Annotated in this window: 20 protein-coding genes; 4 read left to right on the top strand and 16 right to left on the bottom strand. The window is 57.4% G+C overall.

Translation table 11 applies throughout. The annotated features are described in order from the left end of the window. Nucleotides 1–43: 43 nt before the first annotated feature. The 4 genes from nusB to nrdR form a co-directional block, all read right to left on the bottom strand. A complete protein-coding gene (gene nusB / locus ACOTXT_RS12385) occupies nucleotides 44–463 on the bottom strand; it encodes a transcription antitermination factor NusB (protein ID WP_006809908.1) in 420 nt (139 codons plus the stop codon). Nucleotides 464–484: 21 nt separating this feature from the next. Then, a complete protein-coding gene (gene ribE / locus ACOTXT_RS12380; protein ID WP_003859098.1) occupies nucleotides 485–955 on the bottom strand; it encodes a 6,7-dimethyl-8-ribityllumazine synthase in 471 nt (156 codons plus the stop codon). 87 nt (nucleotides 956–1,042) lie between these two features. Next, nucleotides 1,043–2,146: a bifunctional diaminohydroxyphosphoribosylaminopyrimidine deaminase/5-amino-6-(5-phosphoribosylamino)uracil reductase RibD gene (gene ribD / locus ACOTXT_RS12375; protein WP_055321815.1), complete on the bottom strand. Its 1,104-nt coding sequence runs from the start codon at nucleotides 2,144–2,146 to the stop codon at nucleotides 1,043–1,045. 4 nt (nucleotides 2,147–2,150) lie between these two features. Further along, nucleotides 2,151–2,600, bottom strand: coding sequence for a transcriptional regulator NrdR (gene nrdR / locus ACOTXT_RS12370; protein WP_008503337.1), 450 nt, complete (start codon nucleotides 2,598–2,600; stop codon nucleotides 2,151–2,153). 152 nt (nucleotides 2,601–2,752) lie between these two features. Between nrdR and ACOTXT_RS12365 the strand changes: the two genes are divergently transcribed. Both ACOTXT_RS12365 and ACOTXT_RS12360 read left to right on the top strand, forming a co-directional pair. Beyond that, complete coding sequence (locus tag ACOTXT_RS12365) at nucleotides 2,753–3,292, top strand: DUF3251 domain-containing protein (protein WP_008503338.1); 540 nt, start codon at nucleotides 2,753–2,755, stop codon at nucleotides 3,290–3,292. Between the two features lie 270 nt (nucleotides 3,293–3,562). Continuing rightward, nucleotides 3,563–4,447 carry a nucleoside-specific channel-forming protein Tsx gene (locus tag ACOTXT_RS12360; protein ID WP_031275068.1) on the top strand — a complete coding sequence of 295 codons (885 nt, stop codon included), beginning with the start codon at nucleotides 3,563–3,565 and terminating at the stop codon, nucleotides 4,445–4,447. A gap of 87 nt (nucleotides 4,448–4,534) precedes the next feature. Here the strand turns inward: ACOTXT_RS12360 and ACOTXT_RS12355 are convergent, their stop codons facing one another. The 7 genes from ACOTXT_RS12355 to queA form a co-directional block, all read right to left on the bottom strand. Next, the gene (locus tag ACOTXT_RS12355) at nucleotides 4,535–5,215 is read right to left on the bottom strand and encodes a YafY family protein (RefSeq protein ID WP_333165149.1); all 681 of its coding nucleotides are present in this window, start codon (nucleotides 5,213–5,215) and stop codon (nucleotides 4,535–4,537) included. 14 nt (nucleotides 5,216–5,229) lie between these two features. Continuing rightward, a complete protein-coding gene (locus ACOTXT_RS12350; RefSeq protein WP_008503341.1) occupies nucleotides 5,230–5,595 on the bottom strand; it encodes a VOC family protein in 366 nt (121 codons plus the stop codon). A gap of 142 nt (nucleotides 5,596–5,737) precedes the next feature. After that, entirely contained in the window at nucleotides 5,738–6,709 is a 972-nt protein-coding gene (gene secF, locus ACOTXT_RS12345) for a protein translocase subunit SecF (protein WP_008503342.1), read from the bottom strand. Nucleotides 6,710–6,719: 10 nt separating this feature from the next. After that, nucleotides 6,720–8,567, bottom strand: coding sequence for a protein translocase subunit SecD (secD, locus tag ACOTXT_RS12340; protein WP_021241665.1), 1,848 nt, complete (start codon nucleotides 8,565–8,567; stop codon nucleotides 6,720–6,722). A 27-nt stretch (nucleotides 8,568–8,594) separates the two neighbouring features. Next, nucleotides 8,595–8,927, bottom strand: coding sequence for a preprotein translocase subunit YajC (gene yajC, locus ACOTXT_RS12335; RefSeq protein WP_000007630.1), 333 nt, complete (start codon nucleotides 8,925–8,927; stop codon nucleotides 8,595–8,597). Between the two features lie 22 nt (nucleotides 8,928–8,949). Further along, the gene (tgt, locus tag ACOTXT_RS12330) at nucleotides 8,950–10,077 is read right to left on the bottom strand and encodes a tRNA guanosine(34) transglycosylase Tgt (protein WP_003859110.1); all 1,128 of its coding nucleotides are present in this window, start codon (nucleotides 10,075–10,077) and stop codon (nucleotides 8,950–8,952) included. A gap of 53 nt (nucleotides 10,078–10,130) precedes the next feature. Next, nucleotides 10,131–11,201 carry a tRNA preQ1(34) S-adenosylmethionine ribosyltransferase-isomerase QueA gene (queA, locus tag ACOTXT_RS12325; protein WP_023326778.1) on the bottom strand — a complete coding sequence of 357 codons (1,071 nt, stop codon included), beginning with the start codon at nucleotides 11,199–11,201 and terminating at the stop codon, nucleotides 10,131–10,133. 92 nt (nucleotides 11,202–11,293) lie between these two features. Between queA and acpH the strand changes: the two genes are divergently transcribed. Continuing rightward, complete coding sequence (acpH, locus tag ACOTXT_RS12320) at nucleotides 11,294–11,875, top strand: ACP phosphodiesterase (RefSeq protein ID WP_021241667.1); 582 nt, start codon at nucleotides 11,294–11,296, stop codon at nucleotides 11,873–11,875. Nucleotides 11,876–12,002: 127 nt separating this feature from the next. Then, complete coding sequence (locus tag ACOTXT_RS12315; RefSeq protein WP_008503347.1) at nucleotides 12,003–12,605, top strand: peroxiredoxin; 603 nt, start codon at nucleotides 12,003–12,005, stop codon at nucleotides 12,603–12,605. A gap of 43 nt (nucleotides 12,606–12,648) precedes the next feature. Here ACOTXT_RS12315 and ACOTXT_RS12310 read toward each other — a convergent pair whose 3' ends face one another. The 5 genes from ACOTXT_RS12310 to brnQ all read right to left on the bottom strand — a co-directional run bounded on the left by ACOTXT_RS12310 (nucleotide 12,649) and on the right by brnQ (nucleotide 21,493). Beyond that, nucleotides 12,649–14,034 carry a DUF3999 domain-containing protein gene (locus tag ACOTXT_RS12310; protein ID WP_333165146.1) on the bottom strand — a complete coding sequence of 462 codons (1,386 nt, stop codon included), beginning with the start codon at nucleotides 14,032–14,034 and terminating at the stop codon, nucleotides 12,649–12,651. Further along, nucleotides 14,031–16,652: a DUF2339 domain-containing protein gene (locus tag ACOTXT_RS12305; protein WP_126348523.1), complete on the bottom strand. Its 2,622-nt coding sequence runs from the start codon at nucleotides 16,650–16,652 to the stop codon at nucleotides 14,031–14,033. Before ACOTXT_RS12305 ends, ACOTXT_RS12310 begins: the two co-directional genes overlap by 4 nt. An 86-nt stretch (nucleotides 16,653–16,738) precedes the next feature. Beyond that, nucleotides 16,739–18,556, bottom strand: a complete 1,818-nt coding sequence (gene malZ, locus ACOTXT_RS12300; RefSeq protein WP_008503350.1) for a maltodextrin glucosidase — start codon at nucleotides 18,554–18,556, stop codon at nucleotides 16,739–16,741. Nucleotides 18,557–18,718: 162 nt separating this feature from the next. Continuing rightward, entirely contained in the window at nucleotides 18,719–20,092 is a 1,374-nt protein-coding gene (gene proY, locus ACOTXT_RS12295; RefSeq protein ID WP_032674248.1) for a proline-specific permease ProY, read from the bottom strand. Nucleotides 20,093–20,173: 81 nt separating this feature from the next. Then, on the bottom strand, nucleotides 20,174–21,493 hold the full coding sequence (gene brnQ, locus ACOTXT_RS12290) for a branched-chain amino acid transporter carrier protein BrnQ (protein ID WP_008503262.1): 1,320 nt from the start codon (nucleotides 21,491–21,493) through the stop codon (nucleotides 20,174–20,176). Nucleotides 21,494–21,704: the final 211 nt, after the last annotated feature.

Genomic DNA, 21,704 nt, shown 5'->3' with positions numbered 1-21,704 from the left:
AGCCGCACTGCCCGTCAGGCAATGCAGAACTCCGGTTTGCGGATCACTTTTTGTGGGGACGGATCGCAGGTGCTGCTTTATCAAGTACGCCGTTTACAAACTTGTGGCTGTCTTCAGCGCCGAAGGTTTTCGCCAGTTCGATCGCTTCGTTGATGGCCACTTTATACGGCACATCATCACGTTTAGACAGCTCAAACAGCGCAATGCGCAACACTGCTTTTTCTACCTGACCCAGCTCTTCGAGCAGACGGGACAGGTAAGGTTTCATCAGACCATCGAGATACGCGCTATTAGTCGCCACTCCCGACAGCAGTTCACGGAAGTACAGAACGTCAACGTCTTTCACGTCCTGTTCTGACAGGAACTGGTATTCAACATCAGCGATGTCGTTCTGGGACAACTGCCAGGAGTAAAGTGCCTGGACGGCACATTCACGGGCGCGGCGACGAGCAGCAGGTTTCACGGAATTCCCCTTACAAAAAAATCAGGCCTTGATGGCTTTCAATACATTGATCATTTCAAGCGCGGTCAGTGCAGCTTCTGCACCTTTGTTACCGGCTTTGGTGCCAGCACGTTCGATGGCTTGTTCAATACTTTCGGTGGTCAGCACGCCGAACGCGACAGGAATTTCAGCATCCTGCGCAACGTGTGCCAGACCGTTGCTTGCACCGCCCGCAACGTATTCGAAGTGCGCAGTGCCGCCACGAATAACGGTACCCAGCGCAATCACCGCGTCATATTTACCGGTTTTCGCCAGCGCGCCCGCCGCCAGTGGCAGTTCGTAAGCGCCTGGAACCCAAACAACGGTAATGTTGTCATCTTTAACCTGGCCGATACGTTTCAGGGCGTCAACCGCACCTTCCAGCAGGCTATCGTTGATGAAGTTGTTGAAACGCGCAATGGTGATGGCGACGCGAGCGTCCGGGGTAGCTACAGCAGCTTCAATAATGTTCATACTCTTCCTTTACGGGTTCATTTGGCCCCGCAGGGGGGCGGATTTTATCATAATACTTTGCGCACTGCTTCCCTATTTCGGGAGCAATTACGCTGTCGTTAAGTGGAGGCAGACATCCGGACCTACCGGACGAATCTCGCTAAATTTGAGTTGTGGTGCATCGGCCAGTTTTTCAAGGCCGGGCAGCACAAACAGGCCGCGCGCGTCACTGCCCAACAGTTTAGGCGCAACGTAGACGAGAAGCTCATCCACCAGCCCCGCCTGAAGCAGCGCGCCGGCAAGCGTCGGGCCCGCTTCGACCCAGATGCTGTTCACCTGCTGCTTGCCGAGTAGCATCATCAGCACCACCAGATCCAGATGCCCGTTATGTTCCGGCACCGTAATGCTCCGTACGCCTTCCGGCCATGCGCGCGTATCTTCTTTGGTGCGCGCAATCCAGGTTTCCCCTGGCTGCTGGACGATGCGGTGCTCCGGCGTCACGCGGTTCTGGCTATCAATGACAATACGCAGCGGCTGACGCAGGTTCTCCTGCGGATACAGAGCCTGGGTATCGGCATTCAGCTCGTCCCAGCGCACGGTCATGGCCGGATCGTCAGCCAGAACGGTTTCACTGCTGGTGAGAATAGCATGGCTTTGCGCACGCAGACGTTGCACATCGCGCCTTGCCTGCGGCGACGTGATCCACTGGCTCTCGCCGTTTGCCATCGCCGTACGACCGTCCAGCGAGGCACCCAGCTTAAGCTGGATATACGGGAACCCGGTACGCATGCGCTTCAGGAAACCTTTGTTGAGCGCTTCCGCGTCCTGCATCATCAGGCCATGGCTGACGTCAATGCCTTCCTGCTGCAGACGATACAGACCTCGTCCCGCCACCTGCGGATTCGGGTCCTGCATCGATGCAACCACGCGCGACACCCCCGCGGCAATCAGCGCGTCGCAGCACGGTGGCGTACGCCCGTGATGGCTGCAGGGCTCCAGCGTAACGTAGGCCGTCGCACCACGCGCCTTCTCGTCGGCCATGCGCAGGGCATGAACCTCAGCATGGGGCTCACCCGCGCGGTAGTGAAAACCTTCCCCCACGATCTCGCCATCTTTCACGATAACGCACCCGACGTTCGGGTTGGGATGGGTGGTAAAACGACCGCGCTGCGCCAGCTTCATGGCGCGCGCCATGTACATCTCATCGTGCATGAGCTTAATCCTGTAAGCGGGCGATCTCTTCGCCAAACTCTTTGATGTCTTCGAAACTGCGGTAGACCGAGGCAAAGCGGATATAGGCGACCTTATCGAGCTTTTTCAGCTGCTCCATTACCAGGTTGCCGATCATCTTGCTGGGCACTTCACGCTCACCCAAACCACGAAGGTAAGATTTTATGTGGTTTAGCGCCATCTCCACGTCGTCCGCGCTGACGGGACGTTTTTCAAGGGCTTTCAGCATTCCGCTGCGCAGTTTCTCTTCGTTAAACGGCTCACGCACGTCGTTACTTTTAACCACGCGCGGCATGACCAGCTCTGCCACCTCAAAGGTCGTGAAACGCTCGTTACACACCAGACACTGCCGACGACGGCGCACTGAAGACCCTTCGCCCACAAGGCGAGAGTCGATGACTTTGGTATCCACAGCGGAGCAGAATGGGCAATGCATACGGTATCCCTGTTATCTGGTTAACTGATTTTCATTTTACCCTGAACTGGCCTGACAACAAAGGAAGAGCTTTTTGAGAAAAAGGATCTATGTCTGACACAATGATGCTGGCTACCATTAGGACGATCCGTTATTTCAAGGAAATAAACGCAATGACAAGACGTTACCTGAAAATATTGCTGGTGGGGAGCCTCTTCACCCTTAGCGCCTGTGCACAGCAAACCGAAGTCCGTCAGATGAAACAGAGCGTCAATACGCTCAATACGGCGATGGACAAGCTAAACAAAGAAACGGTGAAGATCACCCAGCAAAACGCGCTGAACGCGAAATCTACCAGCGGGGTGTACCTGCTGCCGGGGGCGAATACCCCTGCCCTGCTGAACAGCCAGATTGGCACGCTAAAAATGTCTCTGGTGAATGTGGCGGCGAATGCCGATGGTACTCGCGCAACATTACGCATCAAGGGAGAGTCCAACGATCCGCTTCCGGCCTTCAGCGGCACCGTCGAGTGGGGCCAGATCCAGGGCACCACGGAGAACTACCAGGAGGTGAACGTGAAGAATCAGCTCTTCACCGCACCGGCCAGTGTTTTAGCACCCAGTGATGTGGATATTCCGCTTCAGTTAAGCGGCCTTACGCCGGAACAGTTAGGCTTTATCCGCATTCACGACATTCAACCCGCCGCGCAGTAATCCTCTCTTTTTTAGCGGAGTGAAATGTCACTCCGCTAACATTTACATTTCGTATGGATTGGCAACATAAATGATTGCCGCTACAATCCCGGCCGTTTAAAGTACGCAAACGTGAACGCAATCGATTACGCGTATGAGAGATATGTGAAACAACACATATTTTTGTGAGCAGGGATTCCTATAATAGGCACCGCAGAAACACGAAATATTTAGAAACGCAATTCGCGCATTTTTCACTCCCGGAAGGGAATTTCAATCAGTGGCATGATTATGAAAAAAACATTACTCGCAGCTGGCGCCGTGCTGGCACTGTCCTCTTCTTTCACTGTTAACGCAGCGGAAAACGACAAACCACAATACCTCTCCGACTGGTGGCACCAGAGCGTTAACGTGGTCGGCAGCTACCACACGCGTTTCGGACCTCAGATTCGTAACGATACCTACCTGGAATATGAAGCGTTCGCCAAGAAAGACTGGTTTGATTTCTACGGCTACGTCGATCTGCCAGTATTCTTTGGTGGTAACACCGATGCGAAAGGTATCTGGAACAACGGCTCTCCGCTGTTTATGGAAATCGAACCACGCTTCTCTATCGATAAGCTGACCGGCACCGACCTAAGCTTCGGGCCGTTCAAAGAGTGGTACTTCGCGAATAACTACATTTACGACATGGGCCGCAACGATTCTCAGGAACAAAGCACCTGGTACATGGGTCTGGGTACGGACATCGACACCGGTCTGCCAATGAGCCTGTCTCTGAATGTGTACGCTAAGTATCAGTGGCAGAACTACGGTGCCGCGAACGAAAACGAGTGGGATGGCTACCGTTTCAAAGTGAAATACTTTGTGCCTATTACCCAACTGTGGGGCGGTAACCTGAGCTATATCGGCTTCACCAACTTTGACTGGGGCTCAGACCTGGGTGACAACGATTTCCGTGACCTGAACGGTAAGAAAGCGCGTACCAATAACTCCATCGCCTCCAGCCACATTCTGGCGCTGAACTACGATCACTGGCACTACTCTGTTGTGGCACGTTACTGGCACAACGGCGGTCAGTGGAACGACGACGCCAGCCTGAACTTCGGCAACGGCGACTTCAGCGTGCGTTCTACCGGTTGGGGTGGTTACCTGGTTGTAGGTTACAACTTCTAATCAGTGCGGGTTTCGCCCGGTGGCGCTACGCTTACCGGGCCTACGAGCCAAATGTAGCCGGGTAAGGCGTAGCCGCCACCCGGCTTTTTACTGCCTCACCTTGCGCAAAAAATCCGCCAAAGACCTGTCCGCACTTTCGCTAAACCGCCTTTCCGTAGCCACAATATTGAGGCATCTGTCGAGCCGGAAACAGCGATAGTCATCGCGCCGTTCACACCACGCGGCCAGCAGCCAGCGCTCTCCCCAGAAGAACAGCCCCAGCGGCTGAACCTCACGTTTAGACAGCTGTCCTGCTTCATCACGGTAATGCAGCACCAGCACCTGCTGTGCGGAAATTGCCTGATGGATCCTGTCAAAATCGCTGCGGGAGTGGCTTTGCATGCAAAAATCCGGGGCGTAGATCCGCGTCTGCTCCGCCTTTCGACGACTCTCCTCGGGCAGAATCGCCAGCACCTTTTCCTGAGCCGACTCCAGCTCGCGCGACAGCGATTCCCCGCCCCAGGTTTTGAGCAGGCGAATCGCGACGATCAGCGCCTCGGACTCCTTATTTGTCAGCATCAGCGGCGGCAGGTCAAAGCCCGACATGAGCCGATATCCGCTCCCCGCCTCACCTTCCACCGGCACGCCGGAAAGCGACAGGTCGCGGATATCGCGGTAGACCGTGCGCTCGGACACGCCAAGCCGGTCCGCCAGATGCGCTGCCGTTGTCAGACGCCTGCCCCGCAGGATCTGCACAATCTGAAACAAACGGTCAGCACGTCGGGTCAACTCTTAGTTCGCTCTCAGGCAGGTTGATGGAGGCCGACGCGGTTACCCTCGCTGTCGGTAAACAAGGCGATAGTGCCAATGCCATGCGGCAGTTCCAGCGGGCCAAACACGCACTCGCCGCCCGCAGAGGCGATGCGATCGAGCGTTGCCGCCAGATTGTCAGTATGCAGGTAAATAATAGCGCCCTGCAAAGACGGTGTAACGCCGTCAAATTTTGCAAGGGCGCCTCCGGTGGCGGGATCCTCATGCGGGAAAACGGCCAGCTCCGCACAGTCCATTTTCTCGCGACGCAGCGCAAGCTGCATCACCGGCTCATAAAATTTGATGGCGCGATCCATATCCGAGACCGGAATTTCAAACCAGTTAATGACGCTTTTCATACATCCTCCTGCCTGTTGTTTGGGTTCAGAAGGAGTCTACGACAGGGCTCCTGACAGCATACTGTCAGGAGTGTTTGTCAGGAGCAGATAAAAAAAATCCCGGTCAACAGACCGGGATTTTGATAACGCGCTAAACGTCGCCTTACGGCAGAATGGACGGCTGATCCGCCCCTTCTTTTTCGACTTTCTGCTGGAGCAGGTGCTCGCGCTTCATGCCGAGTTTCAGCGCCAGGGCGGACGCAACGTAGATAGACGACGCCGTACCGATGGTGACACCAATCAACATGGTCAGCGAGAAGCCTTCCAGAACCGGACCACCGAACAGGAACAGCATCAGGATCACCATCAGGGTGGTACCGGATGTGATCAAGGTACGGTGTAGCGTCTGGGTCAACGACACGTTAAAGATTTCGTACGGCGTGCCGCGACGGATCTTACGGAAGTTTTCACGGATACGGTCAGATACCACGATACTGTCGTTCAGTGAGTAACCGATGACGGACATCAGGGATGCCACAATCGTCAGGTCAATCTCAATGTGGAACAGCGACAGTATGCCCATGGTGATCACCACGTCGTGCGCCAGAGCGATAACCACACCGGCCGCCAGTCGCCACTCAAAGCGGAAACCGACGTACACCAGGATGGAGATCAGCGCCACCAGCAGCGCCATCGCGCCGGTCTGCGCCAGGTCAGCACCTACGCTTGGGCCGACGAACTCAATACGCTTAACCGCCGCGTTCTGGCTGGTTGTTTCGTTAATCACGCTAACAACCTTACTGCCCAGCTCCTGGCTGCCGTTGGCATCGTGCACCGGCGGCATACGTACCATGATGTCGCGACTGCTGCCGAAGTTCTGCAGCAGCGGCTCTTCAAAGCCCGCTTTCTGCAGCGATTCGCGCATCTGGTCCATATCGACCGGTTTTTCAAGGGAGATTTCAATTACCGTACCACCGGTAAAATCGAGCCCCCAGTTAAAGCCTTTCACGCCCATAATGACGATGGACAGAATCAGCAGGAAACCTGAAATGCCGAAGGCCCAGTAGTCCCAGCGCATAAAGTCCCAGACTTTACGGCCGTGGTTCAATTGTTCAACAGTATATTCCTGTGCCACAACGCACTCCTCAGATAGACAGCTTTTTGACGCGCTTGCCGCCGTACAGCAGGTTCACGATGGCACGGGTGCCGACAATAGCGGTAAACATTGACGTTGCGACACCGATACCGGTTGTAATCGCAAAGCCTTTGATCGCGCCAGTACCCACTGCATACAGGATAAGAACCTTAATCAGTGTTGTTACGTTCGCATCGAAGATAGAGCTGAACGCGCCTTTATAACCTTCATCAATCGCCTGCTGAACAGAGCGACCGTTGCTCAACTCTTCTTTGATACGTTCGTTAATCAGTACGTTGGCGTCGACCGCCACCGCAAGGGTCAGAACGATACCCGCAATCCCCGGCATGGTCAGCGTCGCTCCCGGCAGCAGGGACATGATGCCGATAATCAGCACCAGGTTCGCGATCAGCGCGGAGGTCGCAATCAGACCAAACTTCTTATAGAAGAAGATCATGAAGAGGATAGAGACCACCAGACCGGCCAGACACGCTTCCAGCCCCTGCTGGATGTTTTGCATACCCAGAGTTGGACCAATGGTACGTTCTTCAACAATCTGAATTGGCGCTATCAGCGCACCGGCACGCAGCAGCAGGGAGAGCTGACGCGCTTCGTTCGGGTTGTTAATACCGGTAATACGGAAGCTGTTACCCAGACGAGACTGGATATTGGCGATGTTAATCACCTCTTCCTCTTTCACCAGCACAGCACGGCCGTTTGCATCTTTCTTACCGCTGTCTTTGTACTCCACGAACAGGGTCGCCATCGGTTTACCGATGTTGTCCTTGGTGAAGTTAGACATGATGTTACCACCCGCGCTATCCAGCGAGATGTTAACCTGCGGCTGGTTGTATTCATCCTGGCTCGACGTGGAGTCGGTGATGTGGTCACCGGTCAGAATCACACGTTTGTACAGCACAACCGGCTGACCTTCGCGGGTCTGTTTCACTTCGGAGTCACCCGGAATACGGCCAGAAGCGGCAGCAGACTGGTCAACGTTGGTATTCACCAGACGGAATTCCAGCGTTGCGGTCGCACCGAGAATCTCTTTCGCACGCGCGGTGTCCTGGATACCCGGCAGTTCAACCACGATACGGTCAGCACCCTGACGCTGTACCAGCGGCTCGGCCACGCCCAGTTGGTTTACACGGTTACGCAGAATGTTGATGTTCTGCTGAACGGCATATTCACGCGCTTCTTTCAGGCGCGCATCGGTCATCACCGCGCGCAGCTGGTTGCTGCCCTGCGAGGAGATCACCAGGTCACGGTGACGTTGGGTCAGGTAATCTACAGCCTGATCGCGCGCCGCGCTGTCGCGGAACGTGATGCTCATGCCGTAGTTATCTTCTTTACGCACGGTGGTGTAAGCGATGCCTTTATCACGCAGATCGCTGCGCAGGCTGTCGATATTCTGTTCCTGCAGCTTGCCGAGCGCGGTATCCATATCCACCTCCATCAGGAAGTGAACGCCGCCACGCAGGTCAAGACCGAGTTTCATTGGCTCTGCATTCATCGCAGCCAGCCAACGCGGGGTTGCAGGGGCAAGGTTAAGCGCCACGACGTATTTATCACCCAGCACGCCCATCAGCGCTTCACGTGCGCGGAGCTGCGTGTCGGTGGTGTCGAAGCGAGCAAGAATTGCGCCCTCTTCCAGTGCCACAGACTTAGCGGTAATTTTTTCTTCTTGTAACGTTTTCTGGACCTGGATCAGCGTTTGCTCACTGGCGGCGACACCGCGCGCGCCAGTGATTTGAACAGCCGGATCCTCACCATACAGGTTGGGAAGCGCGTACAGCAGGCCGACGAGAATCACGACGACCAGCATGATGTACTTCCACAAAGGATAACGGTTTAACACGGCAGTTCCCTTTGGGAAAAGTTGGGATTACAGCGCCTTCATGGTGCCTTTCGGCAGAACGGCAGCTACGAAGTCACGTTTGATGACCACTTCAGTGGTGTCGTTCAGGGCGATTGCAATGTAGCCACTTTCAGCCACTTTGGTTACGCGACCGACCAGACCACCGTTGGTCAGCACTTCATCGCCTTTCGCGATGGAGTCCATCAGCTTTTTGTGCTCTTTGGTGCGCTTCTGCTGTGGGCGCAGGATCATGAAATAGAAGATCAGACCGAACACAACCAGCATCAGAATCAGAGACATTGGGCTGCCCTGCGCTGGAGCGCCTGTTGCTGCTACCGCATCAGAAATAAAAAAGCTCATTCAAATTCCCTCATTATTAAAATTAATCAACGTTCAACGGTGGAACATCCCGCCCCTGACGTTGGTAGAAATCGGTCACGAAGCTCTCTAATTTACCCTCTTCGATAGCCTTACGTAAACCAGCCATTAAGCGCTGATAATAACGAAGATTATGAATGGTATTGAGACGCGCGCCCAAAATCTCGTTGCAACGATCGAGATGATGCAGGTACGCGCGAGAATAATTGCGACAGGTATAGCAATCGCACTCGGAATCGAGCGGGCTGGTGTCACTCTTATGCTTCGCGTTACGGATTTTCACCACGCCATCGGTAACGAACAGATGGCCGTTACGCGCGTTGCGGGTTGGCATGACGCAGTCGAACATATCAATGCCGCGGCGTACGCCTTCAACCAGATCTTCCGGTTTGCCCACGCCCATCAGGTATCGTGGTTTATCCGCCGGGATTTGCGGGCAGACGTGCTCCAGAATGCGGTGCATGTCTTCCTTCGGCTCACCCACAGCCAAACCGCCGACAGCGTAGCCATCAAAACCTATCTCTACCAGACCTTTAACAGAGATATCGCGTAAATCTTCGTAAACGCTGCCCTGGATAATGCCGAACAGCGCATTTTTGTTCTGCAGGGAGTCAAAACGGTCACGGCTACGCTTCGCCCAGCGCAGAGACATCTCCATGGAACGCTTGGCGTAGTCCCAGTCGGCCGGATACGGCGTGCATTCGTCGAAGATCATCACGATGTCAGAGCCGAGATCGTACTGAATCTCCATTGATTTTTCGGGATCGAGGAAAATCGGATCGCCGTTGATCGGGTTACGGAAGTGAACGCCCTGCTCGGTGATCTTGCGGATATCCCCCAGGCTGAAGACCTGGAAACCGCCGGAGTCGGTCAGGATAGGGCCTTTCCACTGCATGAAGTCGTGCAGGTCGCCGTGGAGCTTCATGATCTCCTGACCCGGTCGCAGCCACAGGTGGAAGGTATTGCCGAGGATAATCTGCGCGCCAGTGGCTTCAACTTCTTCCGGCGTCATCCCTTTTACGGTGCCGTACGTGCCCACAGGCATAAACGCGGGGGTTTCCACCACGCCGCGATCAAACACCAGGCGACCGCGGCGCGCGCGACCGTCGGTGGTATCGAGTTCAAATTTCATTTTTTCTCCGACGTCAGAAAAACAGTCCAACGTTGTAAAACGGTGCCGCGGACTTATTCCCCGACACGCTCATTCAAAGCCTGCGGATTGTACGTGATAAACATCGCGTCCCCGTAGCTAAAAAAGCGATATTTTTGTTCTACCGCAGACTTGTAGGCATTCATCGTATGCTGATACCCCGCGAACGCAGAGACCAGCATAATCAGCGTCGATTCAGGCAGATGGAAGTTGGTCACCAGCGCGTCAATCACTTTGTACTGGTAACCCGGGTAGATAAAGATCTGCGTATCGCCAAAGAACGGCTCAATCAACTCGCTTTTCGCGGCCTGCGCGGCGCTCTCCAGCGAGCGCACCGACGTCGTACCGACCGCCACGACGCGGCTACCGCGCGCTTTCGCCGCCAGCACCGCGTCCACGACATCCTGCGGCACTTCAGCATACTCAGAGTGCATGATGTGGTCTTCAATGCTGTCCACGCGCACCGGCTGGAAGGTTCCCGCCCCGACGTGCAGCGTAACAAACGCCATCTCAACGCCTTTCGCGCGCAGTTTTTCCAGCAGCGGTTCATCAAAGTGCAGGCCTGCCGTCGGGGCCGCGACCGCGCCAGGCTTCTGGCTGTAGACGGTCTGGTACAGCTCGCGGTCAGCCTCTTCGTCAGGACGCTCAATGTACGGCGGCAGCGGCATGTGGCCGATGGCGTTCAGGATATCAAGCACCGTGCGCTCGTCGTTGAACTCCACCTCGAACAGTGCGTCGTGGCGCGCGGTCATGGTCGCCTTGATGCTCTCGTCATCGCCCAGCAGCAGCTCCGCGCCCGGCTTTGGCGCTTTGGATGCGCGAATATGTGCCAGAATACGTTTATCATCGAGCATACGTTCGACCAGCACTTCAATCTTGCCGCCGCTGGCCTTACGGCCGAACAGGCGCGCCGGGATCACGCGGGTATTGTTAAAGACCAGCAGATCGCCAGGGTTGAGCTTGTCGAGCAAATCGGTGAAAGTACCGTGCGTCAGCTCGCCCGTTGGCCCATCCAGTGACAGTAAACGACAGCTGCTGCGCTCAGGCATGGGATAGTGAGCAATCAGGGATTCAGGTAGTTCAAAGGAGAAATCGGCGACGCGCATGACGTATACTCGTGACTTAAAAACAGGCGGCATAGTCTAGTGCTCACACCCTTTTGCTGCAACAACTAGCCGCCCCCGGACAAATAAAACGCATGAATTTTCTCGCTCACCTGCATCTCGCTCACCTCGCTGACAGCTCCCTGTCCGGCAATTTGCTGGCAGATTTCGTACGCGGCAACCCCGCGGAAGCGTACGCCCCTGAGGTTGTCGACGGGATTTTTATGCACCGCCGCATCGACGTGCTGACGGATAAGCTGCCGGAAGTGACGGAAGCCAAAGCGTGGTTTCGGCCGGAAACGCGCCGCGTCGCACCGATCACGCTTGATGTGATGTGGGACCATTTCCTGTCGCGCCACTGGGCACAGCTCTCGCCGGAGCTACCCCTGCCGGAATTTGTGCGTTATGCCCATCAGCAGGTGTCGATCATTCTGCCCGACTCGCCGCCGCGCTTTGTGAATCTGAATAACTACCTGTGGTCAGAGCGCTGGCTGGAGCGCTATCGCGAGATGGATTTCATTCAGAACGTGCTGAATGGGATGGCGAGCCGTCGCCCGCGCCTGGATGCGCTGCGGGATTCCTGGTATGACCTGGATGAACATTACGATGCGCTGGAGACCCGCTTCTGGCAGTTTTACCCGCGCATGATGGCGCAGGCGAAAAACAAACAGCTCTGACAGAATTCGTATTGATAGGTAAAAGCTGGCGGAACGATTGTCACCACCTCTTTGTCTTATCCATGAACACTCTCTATACTGGCTCGCGTTGCGTTCCAAATAACCTTAGTATCTACAGGAGAATCATATGGTTCTGGTAACTCGTCCGGCTCCGGATTTTACAGCTGCAGCAGTTCTGGGCAACGGTGAAATCGTTGAAAACTTCAACTTCAAACAGCACACCAACGGTAAAGCGACCGTTCTGTTCTTCTGGCCAATGGACTTCACTTTCGTTTGCCCGTCTGAGCTGATCGCGTTCGACAAACGTTATGAAGAATTCCAGAAGCGTGGCGTAGAAGTGGTTGGCGTCTCCTTCGACTCTGAGTTTGTACACAACGCATGGCGTAACACCCCTGTCGACAAAGGCGGCATCGGTGCGGTGAAATACGCAATGGTTGCGGACATCAAACGCGAAATCCAGCAGGCTTACGGTATCGAACATCCGGACGCTGGCGTTGCGCTGCGTGGTTCCTTCCTGATCGACGCGAACGGCATCGTTCGTCACCAGGTTGTGAACGATCTGCCGCTGGGTCGTAACATCGACGAAATGCTGCGCATGGTTGACGCGCTGCAGTTCCACGAAGAGCACGGCGAAGTGTGCCCGGCTCAGTGGGAAAAAGGTAAAGAAGGTATGGCTGCTTCCCCAGACGGCGTAGCTAAATACCTGTCTGAGAACGTATCCAGCCTGTAATCGGCACGGTTTACGAGAAAGGCCCGCTTATGCGGGCCTTTTTTTATGCCTTGCGCTGCGTTTCCCGCCAGATGCGCCAGGCCATGCCCGCCAGCAGGAGCACGCCCGCGATCAGCACGCCCCACACCAGCAGGGCGTTCATCCAGCTCGCCCGCTCGCCTGCAGAGGTGGCGTTTAGCCGCCCCTCACCGCCCAACGCGACATCATCCAGAATATCGGCCTGCGGCAGGTTCGCCATATCATAGGTCTTGCGCAGATCGGCTGGGATCAGCATGTCAGGTTCCACCTGTGCAGGCTTTGCGGCGCCGTTGCCCCAGGCGAGCACGTACGGCGCTTTACCCTGCGCGTTGAACACCAGGTCATAGCGGTCGCGATGCCCCGTGACGCTCGGCAGGTATTCTGGCAGACGCGCATTCAGCGTCGTGATTTTCACGGCCTGCACCAGGTCCCCGTTAAGCGAAACCGGTCCGGATGTTTTCCCCTCCAGGCGGTAAATCACCTCTTTTTTCAGGGGATGCCATGTGTCTTTTTCCGTACGCCGCCAGGCGATCTCCACGGGAAGGACGCCATCGCCGTTCAGCGAGATGCTGACAGCGCTCAGCGGCTGCGGACGCGTCCAGCGCCACTGCGCTTCGGTTGTCGATAGCTGCTCCCCTTCCCCCTCAAGATTGATCTCTTCCGGGGCCGCCTGCGCAGGTGCGCTGATTGCGTTTACGCCGGTCAACGTTACCCCCTGGCCCTGCGTATTCAGCACCACCATGAGATAGCAATTCGCCTCGGGAGATAAAACCGTGTCGATATCGATCCGATCGAGCTTAAGGCGATCCTGGCCGCTGGCGACGTCCAGCAGCGGCATATCTTCGCGAAGGGTATACCAGCGCTTAAGATCCTCGCTGTAATAGACCGACGCCGTTCCCTGCCACGGCGTCTGCGGGGTATTCCAGAGCAGCTGCAGCTGGGATATGGCCAGCTCACCCGACGTCTGCTCCGGCAAGCTCAGCAGGTAATGTTGCCCGGCTGCGGCGGCTTTTTGCCCCTCCAGCACAATCTCAACGCCGTTTCGGGAACGGAGCCGGACCTTATCGCTGTCACCGGCGTCTGAGGCAGCCGCGAGCGGCGAGGCATCCAGCGGAAAGAGGCGCAGCGCCGTGGATTGCGCTGTGGCCTGCGGGCGCGTCGCGGCGATCAGGCTAAAGGGAACCGGCTCACCCGACTGGTTAAAGACGCGAACATCATGCAGATCCGCGGATGTGCTCTGCTCATAGACGGCAAGCGGCAGCATCACTCGATACCACCGGGAAGGAACGGACGTGTCGAGTGAACGACCAAAGGCGTAGTCCCGTGGCGATTCCGTTGGTACTTCGTCGCAGAACGCCGGGCCGGAAAGCGCCAGCAGCGCGGTACACGCTACCGCTTTCATCCATTTCATTTTTCATCTCCTGTTTTTGGCGGTAGCGGCGAGAAATAGCCCACTATCAGTACCAGTATCGCCACGCCGATAAACGCCACCGCGCGCGACAGACCGCCTCCGCCCGCGCTGTCCACCAGCATCAGTTTAACCATCACCACACCCAGCAGCGCGGCCCCGCAGAGCCACTCCTGCCGGGAAGCCCGACGGGTGGCATGGATCATGACCACCAGCGCACTCAGCATCCAGAACAGGGCAAAACTGGTCTGGATAAGCCGCGAATCCCACAGCGATGCCATATTCCAGGCCACGTCGCCGTACCAGGCCAGGGCGCGCATCAGCGCACCGTTCAGCCACCAGAAGCCAAACGCCATGAGCGCGACGCCAGGCCACGGACGCGCTTGCGCAAGCAATGCCGGGTAGTAGCGGTCCACCGCCCGATAAAAGACCACCAGCCCCAGCAACGCGAACGCTGCGCCTTCCTCAAGCGGGTTTACCAGCGGGAGCCAGGTCTGGCGATAGACCACGCCGTCCTGGAAATTAGTCACCACCAGCAATACCAGCAGCGCCACGACGGCAGGGATCGGAGCCAGACACGCATAGAGCGCAGGCCATTCCCGGAACGGCCACGCGCGACGCCGTACCGCAGCAGAGAGCGCCATAATCACCCCGCCGCCTGCGGCCATCGCTAATCCGCTGCCCCAGGCCGCCATGCCCCACGGCAGAGACCGGGCAAACCAGTAAAGCTCGGCGGCCAGCGCCAGTAAAATCATCCAGCACAGCGACAGGTGTAGCCCCATCGCGATACGCGGCAGAACCCTTTCACCATCGCGCCGCAACAGCATCAGCGCGGCAGGAAGCGCAACGCACCAGGCCAGGTTTGACCAGCCGGCGGCAACGATCTGCTGATGCCAGATCTGATACCCCACCATCAGCAGCATAACCGGCCACAGCAGCCATTTGCTGGCGTCCAGCTCTCGCCACGCCAGACGAGCGGCCACCTGCCGCCAGCACCAGGCTGACGCCGCCGTCAGCGCCAGCACGCCCGCCAGAATCGGTAATTCTTTCGTAAGTACAAGCTGCGACGCACCCAGCTGCGCTACCAGCCAGAACAGCAGCCCGCCTGCCAGCAGCGCCCAGCTGACCGGCAGAAAAAGAGTCCGCCACAGCCAGGCCGCTGCCAGCCAGCAAAGGCTGAGGATGGCGAAGATAAGGAGCAGGCTCAGCGACGTAACGCCGTCCGTTTGCGCCCACAGCGCGCTGCCGAGGGCCAGCACCAGCAGCGCCGTCCCGCTATAGCTCATGCGCCGCTGGTGCTGCTGCACGCCCAGCCAGAGGATACCCAGCCCCTCCAGTGCCCAGGCCATTGCCGTCCAGCGCGCCGACAGCGCCAGCGGAATGGCGAGCGTGGCAAACCCGCCGCCGATCGCCAGCGCCGCCATGACCAGCGGCCGTCCGAGGGAGGGATAGCGCCGCAGCGCGAGGTACGCGAGGGTGAGATAAAATGCGCCGTATCCCAGCGCGCTCAGCGCCGGGCCATATTCCCAGTGTCGGGTCATGCCGTACTGCATTCCGAAGCCGATCAGCGGCGGGGCAAACAGCAGCACACCGTCAACGATCTGCTTCCCTTTTTCCTGCGCCCGCAGCGACAGCGCCACGCTCAGCACGCCGAAGATCAGCGTATTGGCAATCAGGAACAGCTGGCAGATCCAATAGTCTTCAGGCTGGTAATCACTCAGCCCCCACAGGCCGCCCACGCCGAACGTGAACAGCAGCCCGAGCAGGTTCAGCTCGCGCCAGTGCTGCCAGATGCTGATAGCAAGAATGCCGATGGACAGCAGGAGATAGAAAGAGAACAGCGCGACAAAGCTGCCGCCCCCGGTAGACAACAGCAGTGGCGCAAGATACCCGCCGAGGCTCGCCAGCATGGCAAGGCTCAGGGCCTTCTGCAGCACCGCCAGCCCGACGCTCGCCGCGCAGATCACCACCAGCAGCGCAAAAGCCAGCGTCATCGGCAGCATTTGCCAGAGCCGGAAGGCGCCAAACACCGTCAGGTAGAGCACGCCGGTCGCCCCGCCCTGGAGGATCAGCGCATAGACCCGCTGCCTGTGCCGCAGCCGCCACCCAATCGCCAGCAGAACAACGGCAAACAGCGCCGCTGCCACGAGGCGCAGCTCAAGCGGGAACAGGGAATGTTCGACGGTATAGCGCAGCAGGAAAGAGAGGCCGAGGAAGAGCAGCAGAATGCCCAGCTTCGCCAGCGGATTGCCCTGCATGAACCAGCGCGCCAGCGACGTCAGGATGCCGCCAAAGGCTGAAGGCTGTTTTGCCGCAGGGGTCGGGGCCTGAGAAGAAGCGGGTTCTGCCACCGCTGCGGGAATATCGGGTCGCCAGGGGTCGACAGGCGCGAGAGCGTCCTCCACCACTGGCGCGGTAATTGCCTCCGGCGCGGCGGTCTGCACCGGTTCCGACGCGTTCTCAGGCACGCCGCGCTGCTCAAGCGCCTCTATGCGCTGGCGCAGCCGAGCGATCTCCTGCTGCGCCGCCGTACTGCGATTAAACCCGATAACCGCAAGCACGGGCGCAACCAGCAGCGCAAAAACCAGGAATAAACAGCCAAGGATGTAAAGCTCGTCCATGTTTCCACCTTCACCGTAAACGATCTGTTAAGATTGACACAAATCGTTGCATTTGCGCCATCTTAAAAGGTGGAAACAATCGCGTATTAGCTGCCGAACCAGATCGTCGCGGATATTGCAGGCAGCGCCAGCACGCCGTCCTGTATTGTCGCCTTGCCCTCTTTGCTCTTCCACGCAGCGACATTCAGCAGCGGTGAATCATCCAGCACCACTTCGCAGGCCTCGCCCCGGTTAATCGCCACCAGCACGCGCTGCTGGTTATAAACGCGGGCAAAGACCACGACGTTATCATGAGCGTATACCACCTGGCAGCCGCCGTAGCGCAGGGCAAGACTCTGCTTACGCAGCTTCGCCAGCCGCTGATACAGGCTGAACAGCACTTTGTCCTGTTTCTCTGGTGCCCACGGGAAGGTTTTGCGGCAGAACGGATCGTTGTTGCCGTCCAGCCCCACCTCGTCTCCGTAGTAGATGCACGGCACGCCCGGCCAGGTGAAGAGCCAGGTCACCGCCAGCGGCAGACGCGCGACATCCTTGCCCAGCAGGGATTTAAAACGCGCGGTATCGTGGCTATCGAGCTGGTTAAACATCCGCAGCTGCTGCTGATGCGACAGCCCGGCGCGGTAGTTCTCCATCCACGCCATGCAGGTTTCCGCGTCGATATGATTTGGATCGTAGGAGATATCGGTGTTGGCGAGGAATCCCCACAGCGGGAAGGTAAAGCCGCGATAGTTCATCGCCGCATCTTCCGCATCATTCTGCAGCCACTGGCGCGCGTCACCAAAGTGCTCGCCAAAAACGAACGCTTCCGGCTGTGCGGCTTTTGCCGAGCGCGTTATGCCGGCGACGTGCTGAAGATTGTTCCGCGCCCCGCCCGCTTCGCCGAGCATATGCACCACGTCCAGACGCCAGCCGTCCATATTCCACGGCGCCTTCAGCCAGTGTCGGACGATGCTGTCTTCGCCGCCGTAGATTTCATTAACGAGCGTTGGCGACTGGAAATCCAGCTTCGGCAGGCTCGGGTAGCCCAGCCAGTCCAGCGCGCGGCCCTCCTCGTTAAAGCTGTACCAGTCGCGCTGCGGCGAATCCGGGTTATGACATGCCCCGCCCATCGACTGGTTATGCCGATCAAACCACGCATGCGAATCGCCGCTGTGGTTGAACACGCCGTCCAGGATCAGGCGCATCCCCTCTTTTTGCGTATTCTTACGCAAGCGCAGCAGCGCCTCGTCGCCGCCAAACTGCTCATCAACGTGGCGATAATCTTCGGTATCGTATTTGTGCACGCTCGGGGCTTTAAACACCGGGTTGAGGTATAGCGCCGTCACGCCCAGTTTTTTCAGGTACGGCAGCTTTTCGCTGATACCGTCGAGATCGCCGCCGTAGAAGGTCGAGCCGCCCGCCTGCGCGGTTAACGGCTCATCCCACGCTTTCAGGATAATGTCGTGGCCCGCGGCATGGTGGTAATAGATCTTATCCTGGTCGGCAGTGCGCTTTTCGCTGCGCGCAAAACGGTCCGGGAAAATCTGGTAAAAGACCTGATCGTTAACCCACTGCGGGCCGTTATCCGGATAATCGACCGCAAACTGCTCCAGCCGTGCAGGCGGGAAACGGCTAAACCCCTGCGGGGTAAACCACAGCTGACGGTTGTTCCACAAAAGCTTAAAGCTGTAGCGGCGGCGCGGCTGTCCGCTGTTCAGGTCGATATTCGCCCGCCAGGCGGTGATACCCGGCTGCGGCTGGCTGCGCAGCTTGTGCATTTTCAACCCGGTCTCTTCGTTATCGATTTCGGCGCGGAGCGTCACGCGATCGGGCTGGTTTTCCCCCGCCAGCCAGAGCGTAATCACAAGGTTGTCTTTGTTTTGCTTAACAAATGGGGCAACCGGAAGGTGCCAGGCGTTTAACATCACGAATCCCCTCTGATGAAATTGACGTCACCTTGCCACAGGGTGGTTAAGGATAGCTCACCATGATGGGATTTATTGGGGGAGGAGGACGGGGGAGGAGTTTTTTGGGGGGTAAAAGGGAGTGTAGGCCGGGTAAGCGCAGCGCCACCCGGCATTTTTACCTTACTGCGCTTCCGCCAGCTGACGGTCGCGGCGGCATTTAAACACCCAGCCCACCAGCAGCAGCACGATCCACGCGCAGCCAACGTAGAGCGAAATGCGGGTGTCCGGATGGTAGCCAATCAGGCCAATGATAAACACCAGGAAGATCAGCCCGACGATGGTCGTCGCAACGCCGCCCGGTACTTTGAACTTCAGCGCTTTCGCCTCATCCGGCGACAGGCGACGGCGGAAGGCAATCTGCGACAGCAGGATCATGATCCACACCCACACCGTCGCGAAGGTCGCCAGAGATGCAATCACCAGGAAGACGTTCTCCGGCATGATGTAGTTCAGATAAACCGAGAACAGCAGCGCCACGGTCATCACCACAACGGTCACCCACGGCGTGCCGCGGCGCGAGGTTTTGGCGAACACCTTCGGCGCGCTGCCCTGCTCTGCCATGCCGTGCAACATACGACCCACGCCAAAGACGTCACTGTTGATCGCTGAAAGCGACGCGGTCAGCACCACAAAGTTGAGAATGCTGGCGGCAAACGCAATGCCCATATGCTGGAAGGTCAGGACAAACGGGCTACCGTTGGTACCCACCTGATTCCACGGGTAGATGGACATGATCACAAACAGCGTACCCACATAAAACACCAGAATACGCATCGGCACCGAGTTGATGGCGCGCGGAATGGATTTCTCCGGGTCTTTCGCTTCCCCGGCAGTAATACCGATAATCTCGATACCGCCGTAGGCGAACATCACCATCTGCAGCGACATCACCATGCCGAGCCAGCCGTTGCTGAAGAAGCCACCGTTGCTCCAGAGGTTATGGATCCCGGTCGGCTGCCCGCCGTTGCCAATCCCCCAGATGATGATCCCGAAACCGGCCACAATCATGATGATAATGGTGGCGACCTTGAAGAAGGAGAACCAGAACTCCAGCTCGCCGAACACCTTCACGCTCATCAGGTTGACGGCGCAAATGATCAGCACCACGCTCAGCACCCAAATCCAGTGCGGCACCGCCGGGAACCAGACGCCCATATAGATGCCAAACGCCGTCACGTCGGCTATTGCCACGATCAGGATTTCGAAGCAGTAGGTCCAGCCGGTGATAAACCCGGCCAGCGGGCCGAGGTTTTCCTGCGCGTAGCGCGAGAAGGAGCTGGCGGAGGGGTTATGAACCGACATTTCGCCGAGGGCGCGCATGATGATATACGCCGCCACGCCGCCGATGATGTACGCCAGCAGCACGCTTGGACCGGCCATTTTGATGGCATCTGCCGAGCCATAAAAAAGACCGGTGCCAATAGCAGAGCCCAGCGCCATAAAGCGGATGTGGCGCGTGCTCAATCCACGTTTAAGTTTGTTAGTGCTTTCCATTTAAATCTTGCCATTCAACACGAAAAAAACAAAAAACCACGGGGCCTTAAGCCCCGTGGTTAAACAGTTTGTTGCCGTTGATTAATGGGCGTTCGATGCGACCTGACGCCCTGCAGCACGGTCCCAGATAACCGCCAGAACCAGTGCAACAACGGTAGGCATCAGCCAGGCCAGGCCCTGCTCGGACAGCGGCAGACGCTGTGTCCAGGCTGGCAGAATTTCAGCGAACGCTGATGCTTTAATCCCGTCAAGGATACCAAAAATCAGGCTGATAAACATGGCTGGCGCAATAATTCGTGAGGAGTTGTTCCACCACGGGCGGGTGAAGCTCAGCACCACCAGCACGATGCACGGCGGATAGATCGCCGTCAGTACCGGAATAGAGACCTGAATCAGGTGGCTCAGACCGAGGTTGGATACCGCCATGGAGAAGATACCAAGGATAAACACCAGGGTGCGGTAAGAGAGCGGCAGGTACTGCGCAAAGAACTCAGCACAGGCGCAGGTCAGGCCAACCGCGGTAACCAGGCAGGCCAGGAAGATGAGCGCCGCCAGCAGCATACTGCCTGCACCACCGAAGGTGTGCTGGACGTAGGCGTGCAGGATAGCCGCACCGTTGGCGTTCTGGTCGACCAGCATCGCGCTATCGGAGCCCAGGCGGAACAGAGCCAGATACAGCAGCGTCAGGCCTACACCGGCCATCAGGCCAGCCCAGATGGTGTAGCGGGTCAGCAGACGCGCTTCGGTCACACCGCGGGAACGCGCGGCGTTAACGATAACGATACCAAACACCATCGCGCCAAGCGTATCCATCGTCAGGTAGCCGTTCACAAAGCCGTTAGAGAACGCGGCGTTTTTATAGGCGTCCATCGCGTCGCTAATCGGGCCTGCAGGCCAGACGATAGCCGCCACCGCCAGAACAATCAGCGCCACAATTTTCAGCGGAGCCAGGAAGTTACCCACGGTATCCAGCAGCTTGCCCGGATAGAGGGAAACCAGAATCACGATCGCGAAGTAGATCAGGCTGTAGATGAACAGCGGCATCGCGCCGTCACCGGTCAGCGGAGCAATACCCACTTCAAAGGAAACGGTCGCGGTACGCGGGGTGGCAAACAGCGGACCCACGGCCAGATAGCAGACGGTTGCCAGCAGAACGCCCGCCACTTTGCCAATCGGGGTGCTGAGGCTATCCACACCGCCGCCGACTTTCGCCAGCGCGATGACGGTCAGCACCGGCAGACCCACGGCAGTAATCAGGAAACCAAACGCGGCGGTCCAGACGTGTTCACCCGCCTGTAAGCCAACCATTGGAGGGAAAATGATGTTGCCTGCGCCAACGAACAGCGCAAATGTCATAAAGCCCAGCGCGATGATGTCACGCGATTTTAAGTGATGGGTCATAAAACCTTACTGCCTGTGGATGTGGTGTTGAAAACATTGAGATTTTCGCTGCCCCTGACGGGACGATACAGCCGAAAATTTGCTCAATTTTAGCGGGATATGCTCCCGTCCTGGCGTGGAGAAGAATAGTTTTTCGATTTACCACGCAAATACAGTCGGTCTGACAGTATCTGGGGGCAATTTAAACGCTTATAACGTTTAAAGGCAAGGT

The sequence above is a fragment of the Enterobacter cloacae complex sp. IR5422 genome, assembly GCF_049238165.1.
Classification (GTDB): Bacteria; Pseudomonadota; Gammaproteobacteria; order Enterobacterales; family Enterobacteriaceae; genus Enterobacter; species Enterobacter roggenkampii.
Note: the sequence above shows the minus strand (reverse complement) of the source record. Positions and strands in the feature narration are given on the sequence as shown.

Bases quoted from the DNA above. Each gene is read 5' to 3' on its own strand.
- ribE (WP_003859098.1), bottom strand. From the start codon at position 955: ATGAACATTATTGAAGCTGCTGTAGCTACCCCGGACGCTCGCGTCGCC.
- ribD (WP_055321815.1), bottom strand. From the start codon at position 2,146: ATGCACGATGAGATGTACATGGCGCGCGCCATGAAGCTGGCGCAGCGC.
- nrdR (WP_008503337.1), bottom strand. From the start codon at position 2,600: ATGCATTGCCCATTCTGCTCCGCTGTGGATACCAAAGTCATCGACTCT.
- ACOTXT_RS12365 (WP_008503338.1), top strand. From the start codon at position 2,753: ATGACAAGACGTTACCTGAAAATATTGCTGGTGGGGAGCCTCTTCACC.
- ACOTXT_RS12360 (WP_031275068.1), top strand. From the start codon at position 3,563: ATGAAAAAAACATTACTCGCAGCTGGCGCCGTGCTGGCACTGTCCTCT.
- ACOTXT_RS12350 (WP_008503341.1), bottom strand. From the start codon at position 5,595: ATGAAAAGCGTCATTAACTGGTTTGAAATTCCGGTCTCGGATATGGAT.
- yajC (WP_000007630.1), bottom strand. From the start codon at position 8,927: ATGAGCTTTTTTATTTCTGATGCGGTAGCAGCAACAGGCGCTCCAGCG.
- tgt (WP_003859110.1), bottom strand. From the start codon at position 10,077: ATGAAATTTGAACTCGATACCACCGACGGTCGCGCGCGCCGCGGTCGC.
- queA (WP_023326778.1), bottom strand. From the start codon at position 11,201: ATGCGCGTCGCCGATTTCTCCTTTGAACTACCTGAATCCCTGATTGCT.
- acpH (WP_021241667.1), top strand. From the start codon at position 11,294: ATGAATTTTCTCGCTCACCTGCATCTCGCTCACCTCGCTGACAGCTCC.
- ACOTXT_RS12315 (WP_008503347.1), top strand. From the start codon at position 12,003: ATGGTTCTGGTAACTCGTCCGGCTCCGGATTTTACAGCTGCAGCAGTT.
- ACOTXT_RS12310 (WP_333165146.1), bottom strand. From the start codon at position 14,034: ATGAAATGGATGAAAGCGGTAGCGTGTACCGCGCTGCTGGCGCTTTCC.
- ACOTXT_RS12305 (WP_126348523.1), bottom strand. From the start codon at position 16,652: ATGGACGAGCTTTACATCCTTGGCTGTTTATTCCTGGTTTTTGCGCTG.
- malZ (WP_008503350.1), bottom strand. From the start codon at position 18,556: ATGTTAAACGCCTGGCACCTTCCGGTTGCCCCATTTGTTAAGCAAAAC.
- proY (WP_032674248.1), bottom strand. From the start codon at position 20,092: ATGGAAAGCACTAACAAACTTAAACGTGGATTGAGCACGCGCCACATC.
- brnQ (WP_008503262.1), bottom strand. From the start codon at position 21,493: ATGACCCATCACTTAAAATCGCGTGACATCATCGCGCTGGGCTTTATG.